Consider the following 26395-nt stretch of genomic DNA (forward strand, 5'->3'; position numbering starts at 1 on the left):
CTGATAATCGAAGTTGAATGCCTCAAATGTTGAGGAAACAGGGATTTATTGCCGTGAACCGGTCAGTGCCTCTTGTTCTTGCCATTGCTCTTTTCATGGAGAATATGGATTCGAACGTCATCTCCACGTCATTGCCGGCTATTGCAGAGGATTTGGGCACCAGTCCTATTGCGCTGAAACTGGCATTAACCGGCTATCTGGTATCATTAGCGATCTTCATTCCGATCAGCGGCTGGATGGCTGATCGCTTTGGTGCCAAGCGGGTTTTTCGCGCGGCAATCGGTGTGTTTGTGCTGGGCTCGCTTGCCTGTGCCGCGTCCAATTCCTTGACCGCTTTTGTTTTGGCGCGGTCGCTTCAAGGTATGGGTGGCGCAATGATGACACCTGTCGGGCGCTTGCTGATCATCCGTTCAACACCGCGTAATGAACTTGTTTCTGCAATGGCATGGCTTTCCATTCCGGCGATGGTCGGGCCATTGGCGGGGCCGCCGATTGGTGGCTTTATTACGACCTATTTCACATGGCACTGGATTTTCATCATCAATGTGCCGATTGGTATTATGGGCATCTGGTTTTCAACCAAATATCTGCCCGATGCGGAAGAACTGATGAACCGCAAACTCGACTGGACAGGATTTGTACTTTCAGGGCTTGGCATGTCGGGCGTGGTGTTCGGGCTTTCGGTGGTCAGCCTTCCGGCTTTGCCACCATTTGTCGGTGTCGGCACGCTGATAGTTGGTATTGTCGCCAGTATTCTTTATGTCTGGCATGCCAGACGTGTGGCCGAACCCTTGCTGGATTTGTCACTGTTTAAAAATAAGGTTTTCAGAATTTCTGTCGTGGGCGGCAGTATCTTCCGTCTCGGTGTTGGTGCGGTGCCATTTTTGCTGCCGCTGATGTTTCAGGTCGGTTTCGGCCTCACACCTTTTCAGTCGGGTATGCTGACATTTACCTCTGCTATTGGTGCCTTCACCATGAAATTTGGCGCGCGCTCAATGTTCGCGCGTTTTGGTTTTCGTAATTCATTGGCGCTTTGTTCACTGATTTCGGCAAGTTTCATTGCCATCAACGGTTTCTTTACACCGGAAACGCCTTATTGGATTATCTTCATGGCACTGCTGATTGGTGGTGTTGGCCGCTCGCTTTTGTTTACGGGCGTCAACACCTTAGCCTATGCAGAAATTCCCAACGAGAAAACCAGCCAGGCAACACCGATCACCACTGTGGCGCAGCAAGTGTCGCTGGCTATTGGCGTGGCCATCGCTGGTGGTATTTTGGAAATCAGCACGCTGTTTCACGGTAAAGAATTGCTACTCAGTGATTTCCATATTGGTTTCTTCATTATTGCAGCTATTTCTGGAATAGCCTTTTTCAGCTTTATCAAGCTTGATCCGGATGCCGGCCATCAGCTTTCGGGAAGAAAAATCCGTAAAAACTAAACATAAAAAATGCCTGACAGGATGCTCCGGTCAGGCATTTTAATTTTAAACGAATTGATTGTGCTTAGCCTTTGAAGTCACGTGCGAGCAGATAAAGCTCGACCGATTCAGCACGCGATGCCGGTGGTTTGACGTGATGCACAGAGCGAAATTTCTGCTTCAACAATGCTAGAAGCTCGTTTTCGGTGCCGCCCTGAAACGTCTTGGTCAGGAAGTGTCCGCCCGGTTTCAGCACTGAAATAGCAAAATCTGCCGCCACTTCACAAAGATGCGCGGTGCGTAAATGGTCAGTGCGGCGATGGCCTGTCGTCGGTGCCGCCATATCGGAAATAACGAGATCAGGCTTGTCGCCCAAAGCTTCTATCAACTTTGCTGGCGCTTCATCTTCCAGAAAGTCCATCTGCAGCAAAATCACGCCGGAAAGCGGATCGACTTCCAAAAAGTCGATGCCAACCACTTGCGGATTTTCATCTGTCGAGCCGACAATTTTAGCGGCAATCTGCGACCAACCACCAGGGGCTGCGCCCAGATCGATGATCTTCTGGCCTTTTTTCAGGATATTGTAGCGCTCATCAATCTCGATCAGCTTATAGGCTGCGCGCGAGCGATAGCCGTCTGCTTTGGATTTATGCACATAAGGGTCATTGAGGTGACGCTCAAGCCAGCGGCGTGACGATTCTTTAATTGTGCCTGCTTTTTTCTTGACGCGTGTATGCATGACACGTGTGCCTGCACCGCCGCGCCCTCCGGTATTTGCACCTCCCGGTTTACCGCCACCTTTAGTACTCATGAATATTGCCTGTTCTTATGCCCGTTCGGCTTAAAATGACGCCAGGCTCCATCGCGTGACATCAGTTCCGTCAAAATACCTTCGCGCAATCCGCGATCCGCGACCAGCAGTTTTTCGCTTGGCCATACATTGCGTATCGCATCCAGAATTGCACATCCTGCCAATACCAGATCGGCGCGATCTGCGCCAATACAAGGATTGGCAACCCGTTTGTCGAAGCCCCATGACAAGAGTGTGTCTGTCATATGGGTTACTTCATCTGCTCCCATCCACATACCATCAACGCGGCGCCGATCATAGCGCTCTAGGCCTAAATGAATGCCTGCAAGTGTCGTGACCGTGCCGGAGGTGCCGAGCAGATGGAAACGCGTGCTTTGTGCCAGCTGGCCCAAATGGTGGCGTTCTTGAAAATTGCTCAGCAATTCGCTGACATGCCCAACCATTGCCGAAAAACTTTCCGGCGTTACATCCCGTCCGCCAAAGCGCTCGGCCAAAGTGACCACGCCAACGGGTAGTGATGTCCATGCGATAATATGTTCGGCCAAACGCGGTGAACGGCGTTTGGAAACATCAATCAGCGCAATTTCCGAGGAGCCGCCGCCAATGTCGAACAGCACAATAGCGTCAGTTTCACGCGCGACCAGTGTGCCGCAACCGGAAACCGCAAGGCGGGCTTCGGTCTGGCGGTCAACGATTTCCAGTTCCAGCTCTACTTCATTGCGCACACGTTGCAAGAAAATATCGCCGTTTTCGGCTGCACGGCAGGCTTCTGTGGCAATGAGGCGGGAACGCTTCACATTGCGTACCGTGAGCTTGTCCCGGCATATTTTCAGCGCTTCAACTGCACGATCCATCGCTTGTTCATTGAGGCGGCCGGTCGTGCTCAAGCCTTCGCCCAAGCGCACAATGCGCGAGAAGGCATCCACTACGCGAAATTGGCCCGGTCTTGTGGGAGAGGCTACAAGCAGACGGCAATTATTGGTTCCTAGATCAAGCGCTGCATACAGCGGCGCTTCATATGAGTTGTTGCGCAGATAATTGCTGCGTGCCGCCTGCGGCTGTGGCATAGATTTTGACTGTGCTGTTTTAGCTGTATGTGCCTTAGCCGCATGGGATGAACGCTGGATACTACGCGGTGATCTGGAAACATCACCAGTACGATGAGCAGCGGACGATCCGTTTTCATTCATGCTGCTTGCTTGTAGTTGTGCGGAATTCTGCGGTTGGCCTGCTTGCAAAGCACTGGTTTGAGTGGCTGATTTTTTGCGCCGTGAACGTCTCTTGCGCTTTGTTAATTTGGTTTTGTTGACATCAGTCACTTTTTGTTCGGAAAGCGAAGGCTGATTAACCGCATTCTCTGAAAGATGAGTATTCTTCTGGGCTGCACTTTTACCGCGTTTACGACGACGCGCGCGCTTTCTCTGTTCCGCCATAGCAGGCTGATCAGCGTTGATCCGCAGCGGTAAAGGAGTTTGTCTCTCCCTTTCGGAGCGCCCCGAATCATTTTTCTCCTGCGGTGGAGTTGATCCGGTTGTGGCTGCGCGGTTTTCAGACCGGTTGCCGTTTATAGCGACAATGCGAACGTTGTTTTCGCTCGTATTATTGCCGGACGCCCCACTCTTTGCCGGTTTTGCACCGTGCTGGTTGGGCTTTTTCAAGGTCTTAGTCCTTTTGGCGCCGCGCGAACCGGTAAAGGACGCAAGCAGGGCGCTTTTTATACATGTGTTACCCTTAATGTAGCAGTGCTTTGCCAAATTACCAAGGGCAGGTTTTTCGTTTTCTTGGATATTAATCATGTATAAGTGCTGGAAAGCCTTTAAATGCTGGGTGCAGGCATATGCAAATATATTGGGCTTTGTCCATGACTGTGTATAAAATGTAGAATGCCTGAACAGCAGGTTATTATGCAATATCGGTTAGCGGAGCGCTGGCATATGAAAAAATTTGCATGGGGAGTCGTTGGCACCGGAGCCATTGCGCATAATTTTTGCGCCGACATCACGGCAACGGGAACAATGCAGGTGATTGCTGTATGCTCACGCAGTAAAGCGAATGCTGAGCAATTTGCAAAAAAAATAAAGGCAGATCAGCATTACGTTGATTTTGCTGTCATGTTGGAAAATCCGGACATTGATGCCGTTTATATTGCCACGCCTAACAATACCCATGTGGCCTATACAATACAGGCCATTGCCGCTAATAAGCCTGTGCTGACGGAAAAGCCGTTGGGATTGAGTGTTGCTGATATCGAGAAAATTATCGCAGCCAATACAAAAACATCCGGCTTTGCGATGGAGGCGATGTGGAGCCGTTTTTTGCCGGCAATCACCGCTTTAAAGAATCATATTCATAATGGAGAAATCGGTGAAATTCGCGAAGTTCAGGCTGATCTTTCTTATGAACGTCAAATAAGCGCCGAAAGCCGTTTCTTTAACTGTAAATTGGGAGGAGGTGCAGCTTTTGACTTGGGCGTTTATCCTTTGTCGCTGACGCTTTATCTGCTTGGGCTACCCGATCAAACACGCGGTTACTGGCTTGCGGCACCAACCGGTTGCGATATGCGCAGCCATTTCACACTGATTTATCCAAGAACAAAGGCACAGCTGAGTTGTGGCTTTGATCGGGATGGCGCCAATCGTTATCTTATTACGGGCAGCAAAGGTGCGATTGAAATTGATGCGCCATTTTTAAAGGCACAAAGGCTGATAATTTATTCCGGCCGATGGCAACAATTCTGGCTCAAGAGCTCAATCAATAAATCTTCTTTCTTCCGAAAAATCCTGAATCGTTTCAACTTGCCCGGTCGACGGATCGAAACCTATGCTTTTCAGGGGCATGGGCTTCGGTTTCAAGCCGAAGCGGTAATGCAGGCAGTGAGTTTACATCAAAGCCAAACGCAGGTGATGCCATTGGAAGATTCCTACGCTGTTGCGGCGATTATTCAGTCTGTGTTGTCGCAGTCCGCACATAAAGCCGGTTAAAACCGGCTTTGCACCTGATAAGGTTGGCTATGCTTATCGGCATTGTTGAGCGCCAGCGCCACTTCAGTGATATGCAGGGCAATATCGGCTGAAAAAAACGGTTTTGTTCCGATAGATATAGCGCGTTCCATGTCGGCAATCCCGCGGGCAAAATCAATTTGTGACGGAAATGCCGGAAGCATTACCTCTTTGGCGGGTTTTGGATAGGTCAAACGTTTGCCGGGTGCCGGACGGAAATTGATGAATTTGCCAAATCGGGGTTCGATCTGGTTGAATAAGCGCTGTAAAAACGGGCGCTTTTCTCCGACTTTCTCAAGCCGCACATGCGAATATTCATCCCATAAATCATCAACGGTGAGCGAGCCTTTGTCGCCGACGACGGTGAAGGAACGGTCACGAGGCATGGCAAGACCGCAAGTGACGCGTGCTATTGTGCCGGAATGGAATTGCAGGCAACCAACGGTAAAATCCGGTGCCATTTGAATATGTTGCGTGCCTTCGCCTTTATCGGGAAAACTGATGGCAGAAAAACCATTGACCGTTTTGACAGGGCCAAAGAGGGAAACAAGCCATGAAAGTGCATAACCTGCATGTTCCAACGTGCAGCCAATTTCAAACTCGTGCAGACCCGGCCATGGTGCACCAGACTTGGATTTCCATGTCGCCCATTTGTCGCGAAAGACTGGCCCGTCTTCCATCTCGGCATAGACCAGTCGTGGCTGGCCGATTGCATGAATGTTTTCTTTAACAAGCTTTTGCGCAGCACTGAGCGCATTGGCAGGAGCAGCGGCAAGGATCAGTCCTTTTTTCTGTGCTAATCCAACAAGTTTTTGAGCATCATTAAAATCCATCGCCAGTGGCTTTTCACTATAAACATGTTTGCCTGCATGGAGTGCTGCCGATGTTATATGAAAATGGTTTTCCGGCGTTGTCAGGTTGATAACGATATCAATGGACGGATCAGTTAAAACTTCTTCATAGGAAGAAAAAGACTTAACTTTGTAATATTTGCAAAACTCATGCAGACGTTGTTCATTATGATCATAAGCGCCAACGAGCACCAGCTGAGAATAATTGGCCAGACTGGTCATGTAATAATCGGCAACAAAACCGGTGCCTATAAATGCAATATTCACGCGTCATCTCCAAACTTGCGCTGGTTCTGCTCTGGTTAGAGAGGGAACGATTTAACGCTTGGCATAAAAACTTTCTATCGTGTTATGATAGGCTTGCATATAGGCTTTGCCCATGTTTTCCGCTGTAAAAAACTCTTCATAACGCTGGCGTGCATTTTGTCCCATCAATAAGGCATTGTGTTTATTGGTGCTTAATTTGAGCATGGCTGTCACCAAAACATCAGAATTGGCGGGTGCAACTGTGTAGCCGGTTAACCCGTTCAGATTAACAAAACTAGTGCCGGTGCCCATTTCGCACGAAATCATGGGCTTGCCTGCGCGCGCAGCTTCCAACAGAGCAATGCCGAAGGCTTCCGAGCGCAAATGCGAGGGCAAAATAAATGCACGACAGAGGCTTAAAAGAGCTTCTTTGTTTTCTTCATCGACGATGCCTAATAATTTAACATTATTTGGAACATTGTTTATATTGATGTCTGATTTCTTGGGACAACCTGCAATAACAACTTTAAGGCCTGATTTTTCTGCTGCTTCAAGTAAATATTGAATGCCCTTATAATAACGCAGTGAACCAACAAAGAGAAAGAAATTGTCACCAAGTTCTTCCCGCCATTTATGGATTAAAGCATCTGAAACTTTGCTGCGATCGGCAATGCCTAGAGGGATGACTGATGTCTTGTTCTCATAATGACGGAGAACCGGACTTGAATGCAGATAATTGGGCGAGGTGGCTATTATCTGATCAACGCGCGATAAAAACGAGCGCATGAGCGGCTGGTAAAGAGTAAAGAGATTTTTTTGTTTAACAATATCAGAATGGTAGGTAACGATAGAAGGTTTTCTGAAACCAGCATAGTGAAACATAATATCAGACATAGGCCATGGGAAATGATAATTGATGATATCATAATCTGGTATGATGTTTTTGAATAATTTAAGAATTTGCAGTGAAAATTTTGAAGAACTCACTTCAATATTGTTTTTTGCATTGAATATATAATGATTTTCGTGAACTTGTATTTTAGTTATTTTCTCTTTTAATATTGTAATAATATCGCTCTTATTGTCATTTTTTACAATTTCTTTGGTTATATTGTATATAACTCTGGGTACACCAGTGAAATCTTCCGGTAAATATGTTTTGTAAACATGTAAGACTTTCATTTGAAGCCCTCTTTGAAATACAATAAATTTAAAATAATTCTTTATGATTTATGTGACGGCATGATATGTATTTGTAATAATGTACTGTTGGCGCCAGTTATTGCTTGAAAAATGTTGTTGGATCAGATCTTCAAAATCCTGTGCACTTTGCGCCCATTGAAATTTTAAGGCATTTTTTTGCGTTTCAGCCTTAAGATTTTGATACAGCTCATTATTTTCAATAAGTAGCTGGAGCCCGTTCGTCATGGATTTGACGGATAAGGGATCAATATAAAAAGCGGCTTTGCCACCAACTTCTGGCATGGAAGAGGTGTTGGAGGTCAATACCGGAATGCCATGATTTTGCGCCTCGATAATGGGCAGACCAAAACCTTCATATAGTGATGGCATAGCCAAAAAATAAGCATTTTTGTAAACAACAGTAAGGGCTTCATCGCTGATGAAGCCTGTCTGGATGACATCAGGACGCAAATTTAACGCTGTGATGAGCTGATCGAGTTTGTTTAATCGCCAGCCTTGACCGCCGGCAATGACAAGCGGAAATTTTTTGCGGTTTTGGGGTGATAAGGCAGCATAAGCTTCCAGCAATCGATAAAGATTTTTACGGGGCTCCAATGTTCCGACAAATAAAATATATTTGGTATTCAGACCGTGTTTTTTAAAAATATCTTGTCTGTCTGCTTGGCTCAATTGAGAAGAATTATGCGTAAATCCAGAATGGATGACGGTGATTCTATGGGCATATTGCGGATAATGTTTCTGTAATTGCTCGGCCGTCGAATGCGATACGCTGATAATGGCGCGGGCTTTATCGAGCGCATTCTCCATCCATAATATTTCTCCAGCCCGTGTTCGCCAATGCATGGTGTGCGGCACATATTTCCAAGTCAGATCATGAATGGTCAGGACGGTCGGAATGGCCAGATCAAGTTTTTTGGGCAACCGATGTGCTGGCCCCCAGAAGAGATCGATTTGATCATTCTTGGCGCATTGAGGTAAAATTGAATGAGACCAATAGAGGCGTTTTAAGAGCCCATGGCATTTGGCAATCCGATAAGTGATATTTTCTATTTCAGGCAATGCAATTTGCGGGTCATGCGGCAGATAAAGAAAAAGCTGATGTCCGTTTCGAGCGAGTTGACGACACATCTCGATGATGTAGCGTGAAATTCCGGTTCTGGGGCCAATCAGATTTTTGGCATCAACGCCTATTTTCATAAAGGCCGACTTCTTAAAATACGTAGCCAGTCTTCATATAAATGCGACAAGGTCTCGCTTAAATTTATTTCTGCCTGCCAATTCAATGTCTTTTTCACTTTTTGCGGATTGCCGCTAACAATGTGAATGTCGGCTTCGCGCCATCGGGTTTTATCAACGCTGATCTCAACCCTTTCAGGACAAAAATGGATCAGTTCTTGTAAGATTGTTTGAATTTGAATTGGTCTGCCGGTGCTTAAATTATAGGCCTCTCCATTGAGAGAATTATCGTCTGATATTGCGGCATCGGCATAAGCACGAACAATATCTCTGACATCGAGAAAATCACGTTTGGGTTCCAAATTTCCCACTTTGATGACAGGCTGTTGCTGTTTGAGTGTGATGGCGGCAATCTGTTTTGCAAAAGCAGAGGCAACATAAAGATCAGCCTGGCCAGCACCGGTATGGTTGAAAGGGCGAAAACGCACAGCCCTCAACCCTTGGTGATGTAATTGTTGCAATAAAATATCGGCAGCCATTTTGGTGGTGCTATAGATATTTTGCGGTTGTAAGGGCGCGCTTTCTTCAATACCTGTGGCAGACATATCCATAAAAGAACGGCCATAACATTCGCTGCTGCCGGCATGGATAAGTTTTGTTTCCGGTGACAGGTTCAAAATTGCCTGAGCAATATTAATCGTACCTGCGACATTAACATCAAATGCAAGCCGGTAATTAGCCTGCGCGATTTGTGGTGCAGCAATAGCGGCCAGATGAATGATAGCTGTTGGTTGGCAATGATGAATAAGGCTTAAAACCTGCGCATAATCAGTGATATCAGCACTGAGCTCATTCGAATTCATATGGCTGGAAGGGAAAAGGGCGATATCATCTTCAAGCGCGCGAGTTTGCAGCTCTTTCTGTAGATATTGCCCAACAAATCCGCTGGCGCCAGTTATCAGAATCCGATGTTTGCTCATATAGTCAATCCATTATTGTTTTAGTCTTTTTAAATCTGCATCAACCATTTCCGCCATCATATCTTCCAGCGGGGTTTCTGGCTGCCACCCAAGCACTGTTTTTGCTTTATTGGCATTGCCCAGCAGAATATCCACTTCGGCAGGGCGAAAGAGATCAGGGTCAATAATAAGATGATCATCCATCGTGAGACCGACATGCGCAAAAGCAAACTTGCACATGTCGCGCACAGTGGTGGTGCGACCGGTGGCAATTACATAATCATCGGCTTGATCTTGTTGCAGCATCATCCACATGGCGCGGACATAATCACGCGCATGCCCCCAGTCACGTTTGGCATCAATGTTGCCCAGACGTAACTCTCGTGCCATGCCGAGTTTAATACGCGCAACACAATCGGTCACTTTACGGGTGACAAACTCGATGCCGCGTAGAGGAGATTCGTGGTTGAAAAGAATGCCGCTTGAGGCATGAAGGTTAAAACTTTCTCGATAATTGACCGTGATCCAATGGCCGTAGAGCTTGGCCACCGCGTATGGCGAGCGCGGATAAAACGGCGTTGTTTCACTTTGCATGTCTTCCTGGATAAGACCATACATTTCAGAAGATGAGGCTTGATAGAAACGTGTTTCAGGTTTAGTTGTTCTGATGGCTTCTAAAATATTGGTGACGCCCAGTGCTGTAACTTGTCCGGTTAAAAAAGGTTGCTGCCACGATGATTTGACAAAAGACTGTGCCGCTAAATTATAAATTTCATCTGGCTTGGTTTCGCGCACTGTCCTGATCAAGCCGGACAGATCAAGCAAATCACCATCAATAATATGCACATCCCCTTTAATGCCGAGCCATTCCAGCCGACTTAAATTGACGTCAGATGTACTGGATCGTCGTGCCAGTCCAAAAACCTGATAGTTTTTTTGTAATAATAATTGCGCTAAATATGCACCATCCTGACCGGTGATGCCGGTAATTAAAGCTTTTTTGGACAAGAGAAAAATCTCCAACAAAATTAAAATAAGATTTAAAGTATCTACGCACAGCAATATGAAGGCTGGTTGACAGAAATATTATGAAAATAAAAAATAATAAGTTCAGTAAAAACAATGGATTATAAAGCTATAAAAAACTGTATTTATAGCTCTCACCGCCGATAGCAATATAAAGGCGATGAGAATTATTGTCGTTCAAGCGCAGTTAAAGCGCGTTTTAACTGCGGCCATACATATCATCAAAGCGGACAATATCATCTTCTCCGAGATATTCGCCACTTTGTACTTCAATCAAAACCAGCGGCAGAATGCCGGGATTTTCCAAGCGGTGTTTATGGCCGCATGGAATATAGGTTGATTGATTGGTGGTGAGCAAAATCACATCATCGCCATTGGTCACTTTGGCGGTACCGGAAACGACAATCCAATGTTCTGAACGGTGATGGTGTGATTGCAGACTGAGGCGGCGGCCGGGTTTAACCACAATCCGCTTGATTTTAAAATTATCGCCTTCTTCCAAAATCGTATAGCTGCCCCATGGGCGATGCGCAGTACGGTGCAATTGGGCTGCTTCGTGATTTTGTTTTTTCAGGCGATTATAGACATTGCGAACCTGTTGGGCATTGTCTTTATGGGTTACCAATAAAGCATCAGCCGTATCAACCACCAATAAATCATCAACGCCGATCAGGCTGACGAGGCGGTCTTCGGAATATACAAAGCTGCCATGGGTATTTTCAAGTAAAGCTTCACCATTGACGCGGTTGCCGTCCTCATCAGGTTCAACCAGTTCCGCCATGGCCGACCATGAGCCGATATCCGACCAGCCGCAATCAAGCTGAATGCATGCAATATTGGCTTGTTTTTCCATGACCGCATAGTCGATGGAAATAGCAGGTGTGGCGGCAAACAGATTTTTGTCGATTTCAAAAGTTTCTGCATTGCCTTGCTGTCCGCTACGCGCCTTTTCAAGGGCTGCTTCAGCACCTTGCAAAACTTCCGGGCAATGTTCACGCATGGCGGCAATCATTGCATCAGCCTGAAAGCAGAACATGCCCGAATTCCAGAAATAGCGGCCGCTTTCGACATAAGATCGGGCGGTGTCTTCATCCGGCTTTTCGACAAAGCGCAGCACGTCCTCGTGCTCGGCTTCCAAATAGCCGAAACCAGTTTCAGGGCTTTCCGGCACAATCCCGAAGGTGACAATACGGCCCGTACTTGCCAGTTCTTTGGCACGTTCAACGCCTTTGCTGAAAGCGTCCTGATCTTGGACAAGATGATCGGATGGAAGGATAAGCAAAATTGTATCGCCGCCAAAAGTAGCGTGGGCGTGAAGGGCTGCAAGCGCTACAGCCGCGGCTGTGTCACGTCCTTGTGGCTCCAGCAGGAAAATGTCGCAATTATCATTCGTTTGAAAATCGGCATAAGCATCCAATGTTAAAAACAAAAAATCACGATTGGTAACCGTGATGATATCTTTGACATCTTTTAAAGCGGCAGCGCGTTCATAGGTGCGGCCAATCAGTGTTCCGCCTTGTGGCAGATCAATAAAAGGTTTTGGATGTGCATCGCGCGATAATGGCCATAAACGCGAGCCGACGCCACCACTGATGATAACTGGAACGAAATTCATTCTATCAAACGCCTTTTGTTTCATGTTCTGCAAGGCTCAAGCCTTGATACAGAATCTTTTGTGCATGCTGTGCATCACTGGCTTCGGCATAGCATCTAAGCTCCGGTGCATTGCCTGAAGCGCGGTAATGCAACGTGCTGCCATCATTGAATATAAGCCGGATGCCGTCGGTTTTATCAATCTTCTCGATTATGCCAAAAGGCTCGAGCCCTTTCATAAGGGATGCATCCTGTGTGGACAAGCGGGCGATAAAGGCACCGCTTTGATCATGCGTCACATTCTGCAGCCGGTCGCTGTAAGCATGCCGAAACTGAAATTGTGCTGCAATGGTAGATAATGTCTGCTGCAAGTCTTTGATCTGGTTCATACATGCCAGCATAGGTAAAAGCGCATCACGGGTGGGCAGGGCAGTGAGCACGGCTTGGCCAAGTGTCACATCGCTGCCTAACAACACGCCGCCATTGGCTTCAAAGCCAAGTACCGATTTTCCACCCTCACGAATGGCTTCTTCCATGCCTTGAATGACATAAGGTGAACCGACTTTGGTGCGTTTTATATTAAACTGAGCATCCAATGCCGAATTGGCTGTAACAGGTACAACAACTTTGTCACTCTTGAGCCAGCAAGCGGTGATTGCACCCAACAAATCGCCACGGATAAAATCACCGTTTTCATCAGCTATTAAAGGGCGGTCAGCATCGCCGTCGGTCGAGACAATCAGGTCAAACCGGTTTTCATTGGCCCATTGTTTGAGGAGCTGAATGTCTTCCGGCCGCAAGGCTTCGGTATCGACCGGCACAAATTTATCGGCACGTCCAAGAGGGGTGACCTTGGCGCCTAAACTTTGCAAAATATCGATGATAAGATCACGGGCAACCGATGTATGTTGGTAAACACCGACGGAAAGATTTTTAAAATGATCGGTTTTAAAAATCCTCAAATATCGGTCACGATAAGCGGTAATTGCCTGATTGTCTTTTTGAGCGCCATTCAGTTGGTGCGCATGATCGCTCTCAGCGATGAGCTGATAATAGCGGGCAATGGCTTGTTCGTCATTTTTATCAATTTCACCATCCGTGCGGTAAAATTTCAAACCATTGCGATCATCCGGGATATGGCTGCCGGTTATCATAATGCAGGGTGCATTATGATAACCGGCATAATAACTGAGCGCTGGTGTAGGTAGTAAGCCGCAATCAATCGGCGTGAGACCTGCATCTTGAATAGCGGCCCAGCAATATTGTGCGATTTCAGGGCTTGATGGACGAAGATCCTGCCCGACATAGATTTTTGAATTTGCGGGCAAAGGCCGACGATCATTCATCGCTTTCAGGAATGCGAGTGTATAATCATAGGCGGGTTTTGCGCAAAGTTCACTTGCCAAACCCCGTAGCCCGCTGGTGCCGAATTTTAATGAATGCGTACTCATGCCTGTACCTGATAATTTTAACAAGAGGCTAGATTATTTGCCTCTGCTTGGAAAGCGGATGCAGACTATATCAGGTGATAATTTTATGAACATTATGTGTATAGGTAAACTTTATGATAACGGAGCGATATTTTCTATATCATTTCCGTAAGGTTTTATATTTTCAATATATCGCGCAGACTAAACCAGTGTCTTTCTTATCTTTGGTCACCACTTCAAACTGTTCGTTTGAATGCTTTTCTTATTTATTTGAAAAATCGATTCCCGCTATTGGCAACGTCTTTCAATTTTGCATAAGGGCAAGCTTTCAGCGGAATGAACATGGCTGGACATCAGCATTATTTTGAATTTTGAACATCAACCAGTCCGGCCAATATTATTTTAATTCTTTGACCCAGCATTTGACCTGATCAATTGATTTTGCTTTGTCCGCTTCTGCTTTTTGTAGTGTGCTGGTGCAAACCGGTACTTCTTTTTTTTGGTAGCCTTTAGCAGCAAGGCATCGATCACGTACTCGCTCGCGTAAGGCCTGATTTTTATCATAACTGCTGATACTGCCCGGAATGTTGACTTCTCCCACACGATAGCACGAAACATCGTTGCCAACACGGCTGCATTGCGTTGTACCGGGATCGTAGAAACCGGGCGTATAATTGGTGACTTGATTGATTGGTACCTGACGGAATGCGGCAATGGTGCATTCATCATAATCATACTGTTTTTGATTGACAGAAACGCCGGGTTTCCAAAGTAATGTTACGGTATTGCAACCTGTAAGCAACATGCTTGCAGTAAGACCTGTTATTGCCAGTACAATCCGGTTCATCATCACGGCCTTTATAGAAAATAGCGCCTGAAGATATTTATATCAAAATGAGCCATTGCTCTATAGGTTATAGAACTAATTTCAAGAAATTGTAGTTCATGCTTATGGTGCAAATCTTTTTTGGCATTTTCTTTGCCGGTTTTAAACCACGACAATTACGAAAACTTATTACACACATTCATGTGTGTCTTCGTCTTTAATCATTAAAAATTGAAAAATAAAATGGCTGGGGAACCTGGATTCGAACCAAGACTAACGGAGTCAGAGTATTTATATGTGTTAATAAAAACAATGACTTATTAGAAAATGTTGCAACCATGTCGCATTTAGTTGAAAAAAGCTGCGGCGGCATTGTCCATTGCGGACCCATCATCACCCCGTTCGAACAGGTGCGAATAGGTGTCCATGGTCATCGTGATTGACGAATGACCCAGCCGCTCTTGTACGTTTTTAATAGGAAGACCAAGGCCACCATCTTCAGGCCGGTTAATGCACCATGATGCATAGAAATGGCGCAGCGCATGAAGGCCAGTATACTTTGCCGTACCTTCTGCATCTACAACACCAGCCTCAATCTGGGGAGGATGATACCAACGCTTGATGATATTACCATGATATTCAATTGCACCTGTTCCTGTTGGGAATACAAGGTTGAGTTTCCCGACTGGGCATTCAACCCTCCATGCCTCAAGTGCTTTAACAAGATCACTTGGAATAGGAATGACCCGTCTGCCTTTTGCAGATTTTGGCGATCCAATTTCCAAATAAGCATCGGCGCGTTGCCTAACGATGACTTCAGCTTTTTTGAAGTCAATGTCAGGCCATCGCAGACCGCGCAGCTCACTGGCCCGCATGCCTGTCATAATTGCCGTCATAATAAAGATGCGCGACTTACCTGTTGCGGATTTTAGGATGGCCTTAATCTCAGCAGTCGTGGGAATATCAACGCCAACCTCAATTTGCGCTTTATGGCGTGCTGCGGATCGTGTGCGACCCTTGGACCGCCCGATGTCTTTAACGGCATTCCTGACCACCAATCCGCGTTCTTGCGCGTCGGAAAGAATCGACCCGAAACTAACCCGAACTGCACGAACCATAGAATCGGAGCGACCTTCTTTTTTGAGTCGATCAATAAAGTGGCGAATTGTTGGGACGGTTATTTCATTCAGCCGCTTTTTTCCGACGAATGGAATGATGTGCAAGTTGAGATGTTGCGCGTATTGCGCGACGGTGGATTTTTCAAGGGCTGCCGAGCAGTCATCCAGCCAAAGCTGGCCTGCTTCTGCGACTGTTACTGTGTCAGCATCAGCTACGTGAATGCGACCAAGAACCTCGACGTGTGTCTTGCTGTCAAAAGCTTCCGCGTCTTTTTTAAATTTAAACGTCTTGATGTGGCGCTTGCCATGCTGATCGACATAATCCGAAATCCATGCGGATTTTTCGATGCCTTTAACCGACCATTTTCTTTCGCGTACTGTCATGCGCGGAACATATGTGACTAACGGAAAACATGCAACACAAATGAACGATGGGATAATAGATGTTGACAAATTACACCGCTGGTGTAGTGTATATAGTAGCAGTCACCACCTGCCAAACACTATATGAGGAAAAATGATGATTCCCGCTAATGATAATATTCTTGCTGCTGATCTTTTGACCGGCGCCGACGCAATTGCTACTTTTCTCGGCTGGAACCGCCGTCAAGTTTATCATGCCGTATCTAAACGTACTCTGCCAGCATTTAAGCTTGGGGATATGGTTTGCGCACGTAAATCCAAAATCATTGCGTTTATTGAAGCGCAAGAAGCCGCCTAAATAATCCCACATAAAATAAGAACGCGCACGACGGCGCCACGGCGCTGGCCGTATAAACCAGATCACCACCACAAACACTTTTGCGCAACCGGCGCCATGATGGCGCTCGCGCTTTTTTATGAGGAGAATACAGAATGGCTGATACAGACCGGGCCTTGGATTTAGCACAATACATTTTTGAATCTGAAGATATGCCGGACGACGAAGTGGAATTTTTTAAAGTGATTTTTGAAAAATTCGGCGACCTCTCCCGAGAACAGGCCGAACGTGGTATTGCGATAGGTGCAGAACTTTTGACGGCACGTGCCGCAGAATGCCAGTCAGTTATTGATGCCTGCCGTGCTGAGCTTACACGGCGAGATGCGCTTGGCATCGAGTAAACACTAATCCACCCAAACACCGAATCTACCCCGCGCGTACGGCGCAACGAAACCGTGCGCGTTTTTTTTCACCACAAAATTTGAGGAGAAATCCATGACTTTTACTAATGCAGAAAAATCCGCAGAATTTGCAAAATTCCTAATTGAAGAATACCGTGACATGAGTCGCGAAGAGCAGATCTCTGCCATCCGTGAACGATTTCCAGATATTCAAGAAAATGAGTTTATGCGTGCCTTTGCGATAGCGGAAGAAATTGCTGTTGCTGATGCCGTGTCTTCTGTTGAGTTGCTAAAGACCGATAAGCCGCTTCCGTCATTTCACTCTGATTTCCAGTGCTATGTTCGTGGCATTACATATGACTTCGAAAGTCATGTGGGGCAGGTTCATATGACTGATGGGAGCTGTACGGATATGTCTGGCACCATCAAATTTTTCACGCAAATAGATGCCGATGTAGTGACCATTCGGACTTTTGCAGGCAAGCAGCCGGATACGATCTATTTTGTGCGAGACGGGATTTGGTTTGCAGATTGTGGTCGGGCGGCTTAATCATCATGAAAATTTTGCAGATACGACCGGCGCCATTCGGCGTCGGTGAGAAAACGCTTGCCCTTTTCGATGTGGAGCTATCGCCAGAATGTCGGATTTTCAATCTGGCACTGCGCAAGAATTCCAGCGGTCAGTACAGAATTGTGTCTCCTAATTCACAAGGGCGTCACGTCGTTACCTTTTCTAAAAACATTTCCGCACAACTTACAGAGGCAGCAGTCGCTGCATTGCATGGAGGCCAAGTTGCCAATGTCCGCAATCGCTTTACAGCTTGATCATAATGCCGAAATCCGCCAACACGTGGCATTGCTACACGATGCTGCCGCTGGCGTTGACGGTGTTTTAGTCGTTTCGGTTTTTCACGCGTCTACCGCATCAGAAACCGACAAACCAGGCACGATTACACATCATCGTGTTGGTGATGTGGACGGTATGGTTGAGGCCATATCAGCCCATCTCGAAACAGCTGGGGCTAACATCTACGTTGGCTTGCAAGTGATGCGCAAAGGGCTTGCTCGCGGTCATCGCGGGACTGAATCCGACATTGTGGCTGTGCTTGGCCTGGTAGCCGACATGGACGCAGACATTGGCAAGACCGGCGATTATCCTTACACGCCGAGCTTCGTTCTGGAAACGTCACCCGGAAATCGCCAGCCGTTCTGGATTTTTGATAAGCCGGTCGCACCTGCAACGGCCAAGCGTATTGCTGCATCATTGCGGCAAGCGACAGGGGCAGATTTTGGAACTGCTGATGTTTCGCATGTCTGGCGCATACCCGGAACTCTAAACTGGCCGAATGGGAAGAAAATGAGCCGCGGACGGTCTGAAACACCGGCGCTGGTCAGCCTGCTAGAGCCTTGGTCTGGTCATTTGATTGACGCGACGGATTTTGCGGTAACGGTTGGTGCTGTTGCTGGATCTGCGCCGGTTGAGAATAAACCTGTTGCAGTCGGTGACTTGCCGGATGTAGCGGGTATCACTGTTTCGGGAGCTGCTGAGGACTTGCTACAGGCGGATGGCCAGCCGGATCGTTCTGCGCACGCTGCTCGTGTGATCGAAAAGCTCGCTTTCGATGGTCATACACCGGAAGAGGGGCTAGCACTCATTCACGCGTGCACGGGTGAATGGAAAGAGCGTTATTCTTCCGGTGCGCGGCTCGAAGCTGATTTTGCTCGGATGTGGGCAAAGTTTGATAAACAGTACGGCACATCGCCGGTTGATACATCCCGACTTGTGGCTGGGGCGAAAGCGAGGTTGGAGCCGGCGAATGATAATCAGCCCGAAGTAAAGCGCCAAGGGTCCAATAATAAGCCGGAGGAAAAACCATATCAGGGAATCGTCTCAAGCTCTGAGTTGGTGAATGGGTTTATCCCGCCAGATTACCATATCGACGGTATAATCCAGTCACGTTACTTCTATTCTCTTACTGGTATGACAGGGACAGGGAAAACGGCGGTTCTATTGCTGATGGCCGCCTCAACCGCCCTGAATCTTGCGATTGGCGGGCGTGAGGTCAGACACGGCCGCGTTTTGTATTTCGCCGGTGAAAACCCCGATGATGTTACGATGCGCTGGATAGCGATGGCACATCAGATTGGCTTTAATCCTCATGACATTGATGTTCATTTCATCAAAGGAACATTGAACGTGGGCCAGATGTTTGAGCGTATCAAAGCAGACGTTCAAAGGCTGGGTGGCGTTGATATGATCGTCGTTGACACATCTGCTGCGTATTTTATGGGAACCGATGAAAATAGCAATGTTGAGGCTGGAAACCATGCGCGTGGGCTGCGGAAACTCTGTGAACTGCCTGGCGGCCCAGTTGTCTTAGTTGCTTGCCATCCTATCAAAAATGCCAGCGCAGATAATCTACTGCCCCGCGGCGGTGGTGCTTTCATTGCAGAAGTCGACGGAAACTTGACGTTAGCCAAGGCTGGCGGATTGGTAAAAATGCATTGGCAAGGCAAGCATCGCGGGCCCGATTTTGAACCTATCAACTTTCAACTTGATACGGTTAGTGCGCCTTCTTTGGTGGATAGCAAAGGCCGGTCTGTGCCAAGCGTTATTGCTAAAGCACTAGATGAGCGTGAAACGGGTGCCATTAAACGTCAGGAGTTTTCGGATATAGATGCGGTGCTATTGGAAATTGAACATGATGGAACGCAGTCTATTCGGGACATTGCTGAATCCCTTGACTGGTACAAAGATGAAGCCCCAGACCGGCGACGCGTTCAATCCGCAACCGAGCGCATGAAGCGTGACAAATGGATTAAATATGAAGCCAATAAGTGGAAAATCACCGAAGTAGGCAGGGAGGTAGTTGTTGAAGCAAAAGCACGTCGACATACAGCGCAATCTGCGGCTGACTTCGCTATGAGAATGAGCAAAAAATTCGGTTGATTATGCTGTACGGCGGCTTGGTACAGTTAATTATATAAAGCCCGTTTCATGGCTGTACTGTACCTGAATCTGTACCAACTGTACGGGTGCAGCAGAAAACAATAAAAAATATAACAAAATCAATGTGTACCGCCGGTACAGTATTTTTATAAAAACACCCTTTGCGCGAGGGGGATTTAATCCCTCTCGCAGCTGTACGTACCGATCATATTCCTTAGTACGGTACAGCGGTACACCACCCCCAAATTACACGAGGAGACGAAATGAAGATACCTGCTAACGGAAACACAAAAGTCAAGATTTTCCATGCTTTTGGAAAAGACGACATAACCAAGATGGAAGGTGAGTTGAACGATTTCCTATCTGAACCAATCGATACCATTTCAGTCACCCCTCAAATGTGCTCAATTGGTGATTGGGGCAGCGAGATATACCAAGCGATGACTGTTACCGTTCTGTATCAAGACGCACCGTCGCTTCTTTGATCTAGTCGTTGCTACCACCACACCACCACACTGAGGAGAAACCAATGCCCTTTATCACAGACGCCAGTTGGCAGCCTTCAACATACAGGGCCGCACACCGTGCATGGTTGCTGAACAGCACTGAAACCGACGGCGCACTAATGCCAAAGCAGCGTCCGTCGAAACGCAAGCTTACAGCAGATCAGGTAAAGCGCTTTGCTCCGTTGCGAATGTTTCTGAGCGGCGTGCCTGCATCAGCGCTGACGTCGAATTGGAATATCATCCCTGATAATGACAATCGCACTGAAACTGATAGCGACGACGAAGATCAAAAAACTGTATCGGAGTGGAAGCCGGAACGAACTCATGAGATTGTACCATCAATAAAGGCCATAGAGAGCGCTATTGCTGGTATTGAGGTTCGCTACAGGAATGAACCTTCAATGCTTTCTGGTGGCCGCCTTGAGGCAATGCGCGCATATCGCAAGGAAGAAGCCATTATCACCGGTGGTGACTTTGAACGCAACCAACATGGCCAGATCATTAGGATTGGCAATTTGCACTTTGCAGGTGCTGACGAATACGGCATCAACCCAACAGAATGGGTCGAGTGTGTCGGAGATGCCGGTGCCGTTATGGTCAAGCGTTTGCGTGTGCGAACAGGGGCCATGATGCATTCCAAAGAGCGACGTGATGATATCAAGGAAACGACCGACGTCGAAGCGTTGAAGGCGAGCAACGACTATTTCTATAATTTTGTTATGTCGTCTCCGAAGCGCGGCAAGTTAAAACCTAAGGCCGCCAAGCGTCCCCGCTGCGATATGCCTAATCCTCCATTGCCACCGACATCGTTGAGCTTTGAAGAAGCTCGCGCATGGGCTGGGTTGCCATTTGTGGAGAAGGATAAGCAAGCGGCTTTACCCGCTGCACCCAAGCGCTTGGCTGATTTGTTTATTGGATGCAAAAAAGCAGATTGTTACGGAGGCGGCAGTCAGGCTTGGTCGGATATATCAACTGCGCTTGTCGGCAAAGAACAATGGAGTGCAGCTATGGCACAATTATCGAAATCCGACGCTGTGTCGCTTTCTGCCGTCCATGCCGCCAAGACGTATGCAGATATCGGTAAGGCACATGGTCATAGTGGATCTTATGCCGAGAAGGCTGGGAAACGGCTTTTGATGGCTGCAAACGATAATCTTGGGACAATTATAAATAAAATCGCAGCCTGAATGTCGGGAAATGCGGGTTGAAGCCGATATGAGTATGAGGGGTTGAAAACACTGCCTCGTCTTTAGCAGGGTGGAGAAGTAGTATCTCATTTGGTTCATACCCAAAAGATCGCAGGTGCAATTCCTGCCTCTGCAACCAGTTTTTAGAGCCGTCCCATCGTGGACGGCTTTTATATTCCTGCGCGCATTGATTTGCTTGCCGGATATGTGCAGCTCTGGCGTGTTTGGGTGTCTCCTCCACTGTGGTCGCGCCGGAGCTGCTTACATTTTTTATCCTGAAATTAATCGCGTTTTCATACGGCGAGAAAGGAACTGATATGAAATTGTCATTTGTCGTCGATGTGATCGCGAATGAACTGAAGCAGCCTCGTGGACGGGTAGCGATGCTAAGCCGGCGATTGCAGGCAATTGATGCTATTCCTGTTGGCGCTGGTGGTCGTTTGGCACCAGACCTAAATTATAATGATGTTGCACTTATGCTCGTTACGCTGCTGATTGATCAAGCATCACATCAAGCAGCTCGATTGGCCGTCGATATGTGCGCATACACGCATGCCGACGAAACCGGACACGCAACGGCTGGCCATTACATTGCACAATTGTTGAAGGGTGCTGATCTTTCACACAGTGCCAACAGCCAACTTGCTTTTAAGTCCAGTGTTACAGTTCACGGTGGCGCAGAGGATGCGATTGTTGTGCGGCACACATGTACTGATAAACCATTGGAACTGGCATTTACCAGCGATGGAAAGCCCTACCAACCCGAACTGGTAGAAACGATTGTGTCAGCCTTTACGCTGTCGGGTGTTTTGTTGCACCGAATTGGTAGAGCTTTGAAGGTGTCTGCTATTTAAAGCGCTGAGTCTGCTAAAAGATACTTGGATCAAAATTTTGTGAAAAACTAATTAGTTTTAATTTTTTTCCATCATAAAGTTCGGATCTGTGAATTTTATCAAATCCAGTTAGCTTTTTGATAAAACGTTCACGTTCTTTGGACTCCTCCTTTGTAAGGCCAGGGGGTAAACGTATGCAGTCTATTAGTTGATGCATATCACAATTATAAGAACTTAATGGCTCGCGTTTATCCTCGTTAAACATTAACTGGATTAGCCTCACTTCGTTTTCTCCCGAGAACGCGACCGATTTCATGAGTGTTAATTGAGATAGGGTTTTCCAACTAGGCGGTGAATTTGCTAGCTCATTAAGTTGTTTCTGCATATCTCTGTAATTTAGATAGTTTACTTTACCTATGTATGCAGCAAAATCACCATAAGTTTGATCCAATGCTGACTGAAGGCTTTCTTTTAATTTACCGACAGTGGTTTGAATTCGAACATAATCAAATTTATTCTTAGCATAAGCTGCCCACATAAGAGCTGAAGAATACTCTAGGGTCCAACACTGTGCATAAATGCGGTCTTTACAATCTAATTTCGAACCATCTTTTTGGAATGAAAGACCTGCTTTAATTAGCTGCCCCTCAAACTTATCATCCCATGAGCTAGGGCGAACTAGTACATTTTTCTTGTAATGAAACATGCGCTCTAAATGATCTAGTCTGACTATTCTATAAATTGCTTTTTTTTCGTCCAAGTCGTCTAAAATAATAATTCTCATATTAATCTCATAATCATCTGAAGCTAATATTGATTTTGATTCTGTATTAACATGTTTAATATAGATTTGATAAAGATGTAGTCGTAAGAAAATTTTCCCTCATCGCAGGGCTTGGAACTGCATAGCCGACAACGAGTCGGATTTGAAATTGAGAGGTTTCTTAGGCTCTGCCGCGGGGACAGGCTTCACGCCGTCCGGCCTCTCAATACTAATCAGAGCAGCGGCGCTGAAGCAGAAGCGCCTATCGATATGTGTACCAATCATAGAAGTCGCATTATCATAGGGTGATGTTTGTAGTTGGGGTCGCTCCCCAGCCTTCACCGAGCAGGGGTAGCGACCTGCCTGTTCTGTACCATTTCACCACAATAAAACCTGCAACGCCTCTCATGTATGCGCACCCACGCGGGTTACTTATCCGAGGAGATTAGTATGCACTGCAAACGCTTAGGTGATCTTCATCAGCGTATTGATGAGCTGATAGAACGAACCGGATCCTATAACCGTATCGCAGAGATAAGACGTGAATATGCAAGAGCCAGCGCGTTTTGGGAGCGGGCAAGATTAAGACGCAAGGTTGAGCAAGATCAAGGGCTTAGCAAGGATCAGCGGTTGGCCCACTGTATTGCCGATGAGTTTGAGCGACGTGGCTTAGTAATTTATCCGCGTGAGCCAGGCAGACTTGATAGTCCTGAAGCGCCTATGTGGACGAGGCATGGCCAAGCCTAACCACCGCAGCGCAGAAGCAGCTGCCTATCGTAAGCATTATAAAACTGCCCGATGGCGTCGTATTCGTGATGGTCAGTTATCAAAGCAACCGTTGTGTGAATGGTGCCTAATCTCCGAAATCATTGAACCTGCCACAGTCGTTCACCACGGCGATGGTGGTCACAAAGGAGATGATCACAAGTTCTGGAACGGCCCATTCATCTCACTCTGCAAGTCATGCCACGATAGTCATGGCAAGCGCGAAGACCTAGGACAGATGGTCATCAGATTCGACGCTCAAGGCTGGCCGCTCTGACCAGACCCCTGGGGGGGGGTATCATCGAACCGTCGAAGGTGGTCGGTCGTGGGACCGTAAGTGGGCGAACGGGCAGGTATCCGCACTTCAAAAGTTGAGGCAAAATAATTTTACATCATAAAGGATTTCAAAATGGCTGCGCCAAGAAATCCCCTCGGTAAAGCTAAGCTAGAGGGGCGAGATACAAAAGACCCTCAGCGATTTAAAAGTCGGAAAGAACCCAAAATAAGCGCTGACATTGGCATGCCACCGAAATGGATGAATGCTGATCAAGCGAAAGTATGGCGACTGTTTTGGAAAGAGTTACCATGGCTGAATGGTTCACATAGGGCTCTCTTAGAAATTGCCACTACGATCCGAACACGCATTATTGCGAATGAAGAGGTCGGCGTGCAAGCACTTAACCTTTTGCGCCAGTGCCTCGGGCAAATGGGCGCCACGCCGGCGGATGCCACTAAGGTTTCGTTCCCCGATGGTGAAGAAGAGAAGGACGATCTCGTTGATTAAAACTCCGGCACTTGACCGTGTGAGTGCATATGCGCGTGCGGTTCTTGATGGTGTTGAAGTTGCGGGACCACATGTGCGTAATGCATGTCAGCGGCATTTTGATGATTTAGCCCAAGCCGCTGATCGCGGTTACTTTTGGGATGATGCAAAGGCTCATCGCGTTATGCGCTTCTTTGAGGAGCGCCTAAAGCTTAATGATGGCCAGTTTGACGGTAAGCCCTTTAGACTGCATGCATCCCAAGCATTTAAACTTGGTTCGTTATTCGGCTGGGTTAATGCTGATGGTAAGCGCCGTTTTCGTCGTGCTTACATAGAAGAAGGCAAGGGCAACGGTAAATCGCCATTTGCTGGTGGACTTGGTCTTTATGGCCTGATGGCTGATGGTGAGGCTGGTGCGCAAATTTATGCTGCAGCAGCCAAGAAAGAGCAGGCACAAATCCTGTTTCAGGATGCAGTTAAGATGGCCCGTGCAGCTCCTAAGTTATCAGGGCGCCTGTCATTCAGCGGCGGTATAGGGCGAGAGTTCAATGTCGCTTTTTTGGAAAAGAAGGCATTCTTTCGTCCCATTTCCAAAGATGCTGGCAAGACTGGCTCGGGTCCACGTCCACACTTCGCACTTCTAGATGAGGTGCATGAGCATCCAGACCGTTCAGTTGGTGAAATGCTCGAGCGTGGCTTTAAGTTTCGTCAGCAGCCGTTGTTGTTTATGATCACTAATAGCGGCAGCGATAGGAACTCTTTCTGCTGGGAAGAGCATGAACATGCTGTTCGTGTCGCTGCGGGCACACAAACACCTGACGATGATTTCACTTATATCGGCGAGGTGCTGGATGATACTACTTTTAGCTATGTGTGTGCCTTGGATAAGACAGACGATCCGCTCGAAGATCCGACGTGCTGGAAAAAAGCCAATCCGCTTTTAGGTGTTATTTTAACTAATGACTATCTTGCGGGTGTTGTCTCGCAGGCCAAACAAATACCAGGCAAGTTGAACGGAATTTTGCGGCTTCATTTCTGCGTCTGGACATCGGCGGATAAGGCGTGGATGCCGCGCGAGACCGTGGACAGCGTAATGGATGATTTCAATCCGCTGGAAGAGCACGCTGGCAAAAAGCTTTTCTTGTCAGTGGATTTATCTGCATCACGTGACATGACAGCATTGGCATGCGCGGTGCAGACCGGCTCCAAAGCTATGGAGCGGGAGGACGGCACGACTGTTGAGTTGCCGACCTTTGACGCGTGGATTGAAGCGTGGACGCCTGCTGACACTCTTAAAGCGCGAGCATTGGCAGATAAAATGCCTTACGATGTTTGGGTGGATCAGGGTTTCTTGAATGCGTCGCCAGGCAGCCGCATTCGTTACGATTTCGTAGCAGCTCGTGTTGCTCAGCTCGCGCAAGATTTTGAGATCGCCGGCATAGCATATGACCGCTATGCTTATGATAAATTCCGCGAGGAACTTGATGCGATTGGCGTTGAAGTGGAGCACATACCGCATCCGCAGGGCGGGAAGCGGCGGTCAAAAGCCAGTGATCAGAAAATAGAAGCTGCAAAAGCGGCAGGGTTGCCAGAGCCTCAAGGTTTATGGATGCCTGGATCTGTTACTGAGTTGGAAAATGCCATCATTGATGGTCGAGTTCGCATCAGACGTAATCCGGTGCTGATGACCGCTTTGATGGGCGCTACATTCGACCGTGATCCACTCGATAACAGGTGGTTTGTTAAGACAAAAGCATCCGTTCGCATTGATACGGCTGTGGCACTTGCAATGGTCACGGGCTTTGCCACTGACACGCCGATAGAAGCGCCGAAGCGCGAGTATCAAATGCTGATAATCGGTTAATCCAATC

26 protein-coding genes and 1 tRNA gene are annotated in these 26395 nt (G+C 47.3%); 15 read left to right on the forward strand and 12 right to left on the reverse strand.

Translation table 11 applies throughout. From position 1 onward, the window contains the following. Window positions 1-53: 53 nt before the first annotated feature. Window positions 54-1439: a DHA2 family efflux MFS transporter permease subunit gene (locus tag JNC77_RS03920; RefSeq protein WP_374829621.1), complete on the forward strand. Its 1386-nt coding sequence runs from the start codon at window positions 54-56 to the stop codon at window positions 1437-1439. Window positions 1440-1503: 64 nt separating this feature from the next. Here JNC77_RS03920 and JNC77_RS03925 read toward each other — a convergent pair whose 3' ends face one another. Next, window positions 1504-2229: an RlmE family RNA methyltransferase gene (locus JNC77_RS03925; protein WP_374829623.1), complete on the reverse strand. Its 726-nt coding sequence runs from the start codon at window positions 2227-2229 to the stop codon at window positions 1504-1506. Next, window positions 2226-3662, reverse strand: a complete 1437-nt coding sequence (locus tag JNC77_RS03930) for a Ppx/GppA phosphatase family protein (protein WP_374829625.1) — start codon at window positions 3660-3662, stop codon at window positions 2226-2228. The genes JNC77_RS03925 and JNC77_RS03930 overlap by 4 nt, the downstream gene beginning before the upstream one ends. A 501-nt stretch (window positions 3663-4163) precedes the next feature. Here JNC77_RS03930 and JNC77_RS03935 point away from each other — a divergent pair. Then, window positions 4164-5210, forward strand: coding sequence for a Gfo/Idh/MocA family protein (locus tag JNC77_RS03935; protein ID WP_374829627.1), 1047 nt, complete (start codon window positions 4164-4166; stop codon window positions 5208-5210). On the opposite strand, the gene JNC77_RS03940 is transcribed toward JNC77_RS03935, so the two are convergent. The 9 genes from JNC77_RS03940 to JNC77_RS03980 all read right to left on the reverse strand — a co-directional run bounded on the left by JNC77_RS03940 (window position 5207) and on the right by JNC77_RS03980 (window position 16040). Next, window positions 5207-6346 carry a Gfo/Idh/MocA family protein gene (locus JNC77_RS03940; RefSeq protein WP_374829629.1) on the reverse strand — a complete coding sequence of 380 codons (1140 nt, stop codon included), beginning with the start codon at window positions 6344-6346 and terminating at the stop codon, window positions 5207-5209. The two genes, JNC77_RS03935 and JNC77_RS03940, sit on opposite strands and share 4 nt — an antisense overlap. A 51-nt stretch (window positions 6347-6397) precedes the next feature. After that, window positions 6398-7507, reverse strand: coding sequence for a glycosyltransferase (locus tag JNC77_RS03945; RefSeq protein WP_374829631.1), 1110 nt, complete (start codon window positions 7505-7507; stop codon window positions 6398-6400). Between the two features lie 48 nt (window positions 7508-7555). Beyond that, window positions 7556-8725: a glycosyltransferase family 4 protein gene (locus JNC77_RS03950; RefSeq protein WP_374829633.1), complete on the reverse strand. Its 1170-nt coding sequence runs from the start codon at window positions 8723-8725 to the stop codon at window positions 7556-7558. Then, window positions 8722-9684, reverse strand: coding sequence for a GDP-mannose 4,6-dehydratase (locus tag JNC77_RS03955; protein WP_374829635.1), 963 nt, complete (start codon window positions 9682-9684; stop codon window positions 8722-8724). The genes JNC77_RS03950 and JNC77_RS03955 overlap by 4 nt, the downstream gene beginning before the upstream one ends. Before the next feature lie 12 nt (window positions 9685-9696). Beyond that, complete coding sequence (gene gmd / locus JNC77_RS03960) at window positions 9697-10671, reverse strand: GDP-mannose 4,6-dehydratase (RefSeq protein WP_374829637.1); 975 nt, start codon at window positions 10669-10671, stop codon at window positions 9697-9699. A gap of 217 nt (window positions 10672-10888) precedes the next feature. Continuing rightward, the gene (locus tag JNC77_RS03965; RefSeq protein ID WP_374829639.1) at window positions 10889-12304 is read right to left on the reverse strand and encodes a mannose-1-phosphate guanylyltransferase/mannose-6-phosphate isomerase; all 1416 of its coding nucleotides are present in this window, start codon (window positions 12302-12304) and stop codon (window positions 10889-10891) included. 4 nt (window positions 12305-12308) lie between these two features. Then, on the reverse strand, window positions 12309-13733 hold the full coding sequence (locus tag JNC77_RS03970; RefSeq protein WP_374829641.1) for a phosphomannomutase: 1425 nt from the start codon (window positions 13731-13733) through the stop codon (window positions 12309-12311). Window positions 13734-14109: 376 nt separating this feature from the next. After that, window positions 14110-14562 (reverse strand): hypothetical protein, encoded by a 453-nt coding sequence (locus JNC77_RS03975; RefSeq protein ID WP_374829643.1) that lies wholly within the window; start codon window positions 14560-14562, stop codon window positions 14110-14112. Window positions 14563-14885: 323 nt separating this feature from the next. Next, a complete protein-coding gene (locus tag JNC77_RS03980) occupies window positions 14886-16040 on the reverse strand; it encodes a tyrosine-type recombinase/integrase (protein ID WP_374829645.1) in 1155 nt (384 codons plus the stop codon). 133 nt (window positions 16041-16173) lie between these two features. Between JNC77_RS03980 and JNC77_RS03985 the strand changes: the two genes are divergently transcribed. From JNC77_RS03985 to JNC77_RS04025, 9 genes are all read left to right on the forward strand, one after another. After that, window positions 16174-16377, forward strand: coding sequence for a helix-turn-helix domain-containing protein (locus tag JNC77_RS03985; RefSeq protein WP_374829647.1), 204 nt, complete (start codon window positions 16174-16176; stop codon window positions 16375-16377). Between the two features lie 134 nt (window positions 16378-16511). Next, window positions 16512-16757: a hypothetical protein gene (locus JNC77_RS03990; protein WP_374829649.1), complete on the forward strand. Its 246-nt coding sequence runs from the start codon at window positions 16512-16514 to the stop codon at window positions 16755-16757. Window positions 16758-16851: 94 nt separating this feature from the next. Further along, window positions 16852-17307 (forward strand): hypothetical protein, encoded by a 456-nt coding sequence (locus JNC77_RS03995; RefSeq protein WP_374829651.1) that lies wholly within the window; start codon window positions 16852-16854, stop codon window positions 17305-17307. A gap of 5 nt (window positions 17308-17312) precedes the next feature. After that, window positions 17313-17582, forward strand: a complete 270-nt coding sequence (locus JNC77_RS04000; protein WP_374829653.1) for a hypothetical protein — start codon at window positions 17313-17315, stop codon at window positions 17580-17582. Next, the gene (locus tag JNC77_RS04005) at window positions 17557-19707 is read left to right on the forward strand and encodes an AAA family ATPase (protein WP_374829655.1); all 2151 of its coding nucleotides are present in this window, start codon (window positions 17557-17559) and stop codon (window positions 19705-19707) included. The genes JNC77_RS04000 and JNC77_RS04005 overlap by 26 nt, the downstream gene beginning before the upstream one ends. 263 nt (window positions 19708-19970) lie before the next feature. Further along, complete coding sequence (locus JNC77_RS04010; protein ID WP_374829657.1) at window positions 19971-20192, forward strand: hypothetical protein; 222 nt, start codon at window positions 19971-19973, stop codon at window positions 20190-20192. Between the two features lie 44 nt (window positions 20193-20236). After that, window positions 20237-21400, forward strand: a complete 1164-nt coding sequence (locus tag JNC77_RS04015; RefSeq protein ID WP_374829659.1) for a hypothetical protein — start codon at window positions 20237-20239, stop codon at window positions 21398-21400. Between the two features lie 64 nt (window positions 21401-21464). Further along, window positions 21465-21539 (forward strand) — tRNA-Met (locus tag JNC77_RS04020). A 178-nt stretch (window positions 21540-21717) separates the two neighbouring features. Beyond that, window positions 21718-22254: a hypothetical protein gene (locus JNC77_RS04025; RefSeq protein ID WP_374829661.1), complete on the forward strand. Its 537-nt coding sequence runs from the start codon at window positions 21718-21720 to the stop codon at window positions 22252-22254. Between the two features lie 13 nt (window positions 22255-22267). Here the strand turns inward: JNC77_RS04025 and JNC77_RS04030 are convergent, their stop codons facing one another. Then, the gene (locus JNC77_RS04030) at window positions 22268-23017 is read right to left on the reverse strand and encodes a DUF2971 domain-containing protein (protein WP_374829663.1); all 750 of its coding nucleotides are present in this window, start codon (window positions 23015-23017) and stop codon (window positions 22268-22270) included. Window positions 23018-23446: 429 nt separating this feature from the next. Here JNC77_RS04030 and JNC77_RS04035 point away from each other — a divergent pair, with 429 nt between their 5' ends. From JNC77_RS04035 to JNC77_RS04050, 4 genes are all read left to right on the forward strand, one after another. Further along, the gene (locus JNC77_RS04035) at window positions 23447-23743 is read left to right on the forward strand and encodes a hypothetical protein (RefSeq protein ID WP_374829665.1); all 297 of its coding nucleotides are present in this window, start codon (window positions 23447-23449) and stop codon (window positions 23741-23743) included. Further along, window positions 23730-24038: an HNH endonuclease gene (locus tag JNC77_RS04040; RefSeq protein WP_374829667.1), complete on the forward strand. Its 309-nt coding sequence runs from the start codon at window positions 23730-23732 to the stop codon at window positions 24036-24038. The genes JNC77_RS04035 and JNC77_RS04040 overlap by 14 nt, the downstream gene beginning before the upstream one ends. Window positions 24039-24170: 132 nt before the next feature. Further along, window positions 24171-24545: a hypothetical protein gene (locus JNC77_RS04045; RefSeq protein WP_374829669.1), complete on the forward strand. Its 375-nt coding sequence runs from the start codon at window positions 24171-24173 to the stop codon at window positions 24543-24545. Continuing rightward, the gene (locus tag JNC77_RS04050) at window positions 24538-26388 is read left to right on the forward strand and encodes a terminase large subunit (protein WP_374829671.1); all 1851 of its coding nucleotides are present in this window, start codon (window positions 24538-24540) and stop codon (window positions 26386-26388) included. The genes JNC77_RS04045 and JNC77_RS04050 overlap by 8 nt, the downstream gene beginning before the upstream one ends. Window positions 26389-26395: the final 7 nt, after the last annotated feature.

This window comes from Paenochrobactrum pullorum (assembly GCF_041929845.1).
GTDB lineage: Bacteria > Pseudomonadota > Alphaproteobacteria > Rhizobiales > Rhizobiaceae > Paenochrobactrum > Paenochrobactrum pullorum.

Bases quoted from the DNA above. Each gene is read 5' to 3' on its own strand.
- JNC77_RS03925 (WP_374829623.1), bottom strand. From the start codon at position 2,229: ATGAGTACTAAAGGTGGCGGTAAACCGGGAGGTGCAAATACCGGAGGG.
- JNC77_RS03930 (WP_374829625.1), bottom strand. From the start codon at position 3,662: ATGGCGGAACAGAGAAAGCGCGCGCGTCGTCGTAAACGCGGTAAAAGT.
- JNC77_RS03935 (WP_374829627.1), top strand. From the start codon at position 4,164: ATGAAAAAATTTGCATGGGGAGTCGTTGGCACCGGAGCCATTGCGCAT.
- JNC77_RS03945 (WP_374829631.1), bottom strand. From the start codon at position 7,507: ATGAAAGTCTTACATGTTTACAAAACATATTTACCGGAAGATTTCACT.
- JNC77_RS03950 (WP_374829633.1), bottom strand. From the start codon at position 8,725: ATGAAAATAGGCGTTGATGCCAAAAATCTGATTGGCCCCAGAACCGGA.
- JNC77_RS03955 (WP_374829635.1), bottom strand. From the start codon at position 9,684: ATGAGCAAACATCGGATTCTGATAACTGGCGCCAGCGGATTTGTTGGG.
- JNC77_RS03965 (WP_374829639.1), bottom strand. From the start codon at position 12,304: ATGAATTTCGTTCCAGTTATCATCAGTGGTGGCGTCGGCTCGCGTTTA.
- JNC77_RS03970 (WP_374829641.1), bottom strand. From the start codon at position 13,733: ATGAGTACGCATTCATTAAAATTCGGCACCAGCGGGCTACGGGGTTTG.
- JNC77_RS03975 (WP_374829643.1), bottom strand. From the start codon at position 14,562: ATGATGAACCGGATTGTACTGGCAATAACAGGTCTTACTGCAAGCATG.
- JNC77_RS03980 (WP_374829645.1), bottom strand. From the start codon at position 16,040: ATGACAGTACGCGAAAGAAAATGGTCGGTTAAAGGCATCGAAAAATCC.
- JNC77_RS03985 (WP_374829647.1), top strand. From the start codon at position 16,174: ATGATGATTCCCGCTAATGATAATATTCTTGCTGCTGATCTTTTGACC.
- JNC77_RS03990 (WP_374829649.1), top strand. From the start codon at position 16,512: ATGGCTGATACAGACCGGGCCTTGGATTTAGCACAATACATTTTTGAA.
- JNC77_RS03995 (WP_374829651.1), top strand. From the start codon at position 16,852: ATGACTTTTACTAATGCAGAAAAATCCGCAGAATTTGCAAAATTCCTA.
- JNC77_RS04000 (WP_374829653.1), top strand. From the start codon at position 17,313: ATGAAAATTTTGCAGATACGACCGGCGCCATTCGGCGTCGGTGAGAAA.
- JNC77_RS04005 (WP_374829655.1), top strand. From the start codon at position 17,557: ATGTCCGCAATCGCTTTACAGCTTGATCATAATGCCGAAATCCGCCAA.
- JNC77_RS04010 (WP_374829657.1), top strand. From the start codon at position 19,971: ATGAAGATACCTGCTAACGGAAACACAAAAGTCAAGATTTTCCATGCT.
- JNC77_RS04015 (WP_374829659.1), top strand. From the start codon at position 20,237: ATGCCCTTTATCACAGACGCCAGTTGGCAGCCTTCAACATACAGGGCC.
- JNC77_RS04025 (WP_374829661.1), top strand. From the start codon at position 21,718: ATGAAATTGTCATTTGTCGTCGATGTGATCGCGAATGAACTGAAGCAG.
- JNC77_RS04030 (WP_374829663.1), bottom strand. From the start codon at position 23,017: ATGAGAATTATTATTTTAGACGACTTGGACGAAAAAAAAGCAATTTAT.
- JNC77_RS04035 (WP_374829665.1), top strand. From the start codon at position 23,447: ATGCACTGCAAACGCTTAGGTGATCTTCATCAGCGTATTGATGAGCTG.
- JNC77_RS04040 (WP_374829667.1), top strand. From the start codon at position 23,730: ATGGCCAAGCCTAACCACCGCAGCGCAGAAGCAGCTGCCTATCGTAAG.
- JNC77_RS04045 (WP_374829669.1), top strand. From the start codon at position 24,171: ATGGCTGCGCCAAGAAATCCCCTCGGTAAAGCTAAGCTAGAGGGGCGA.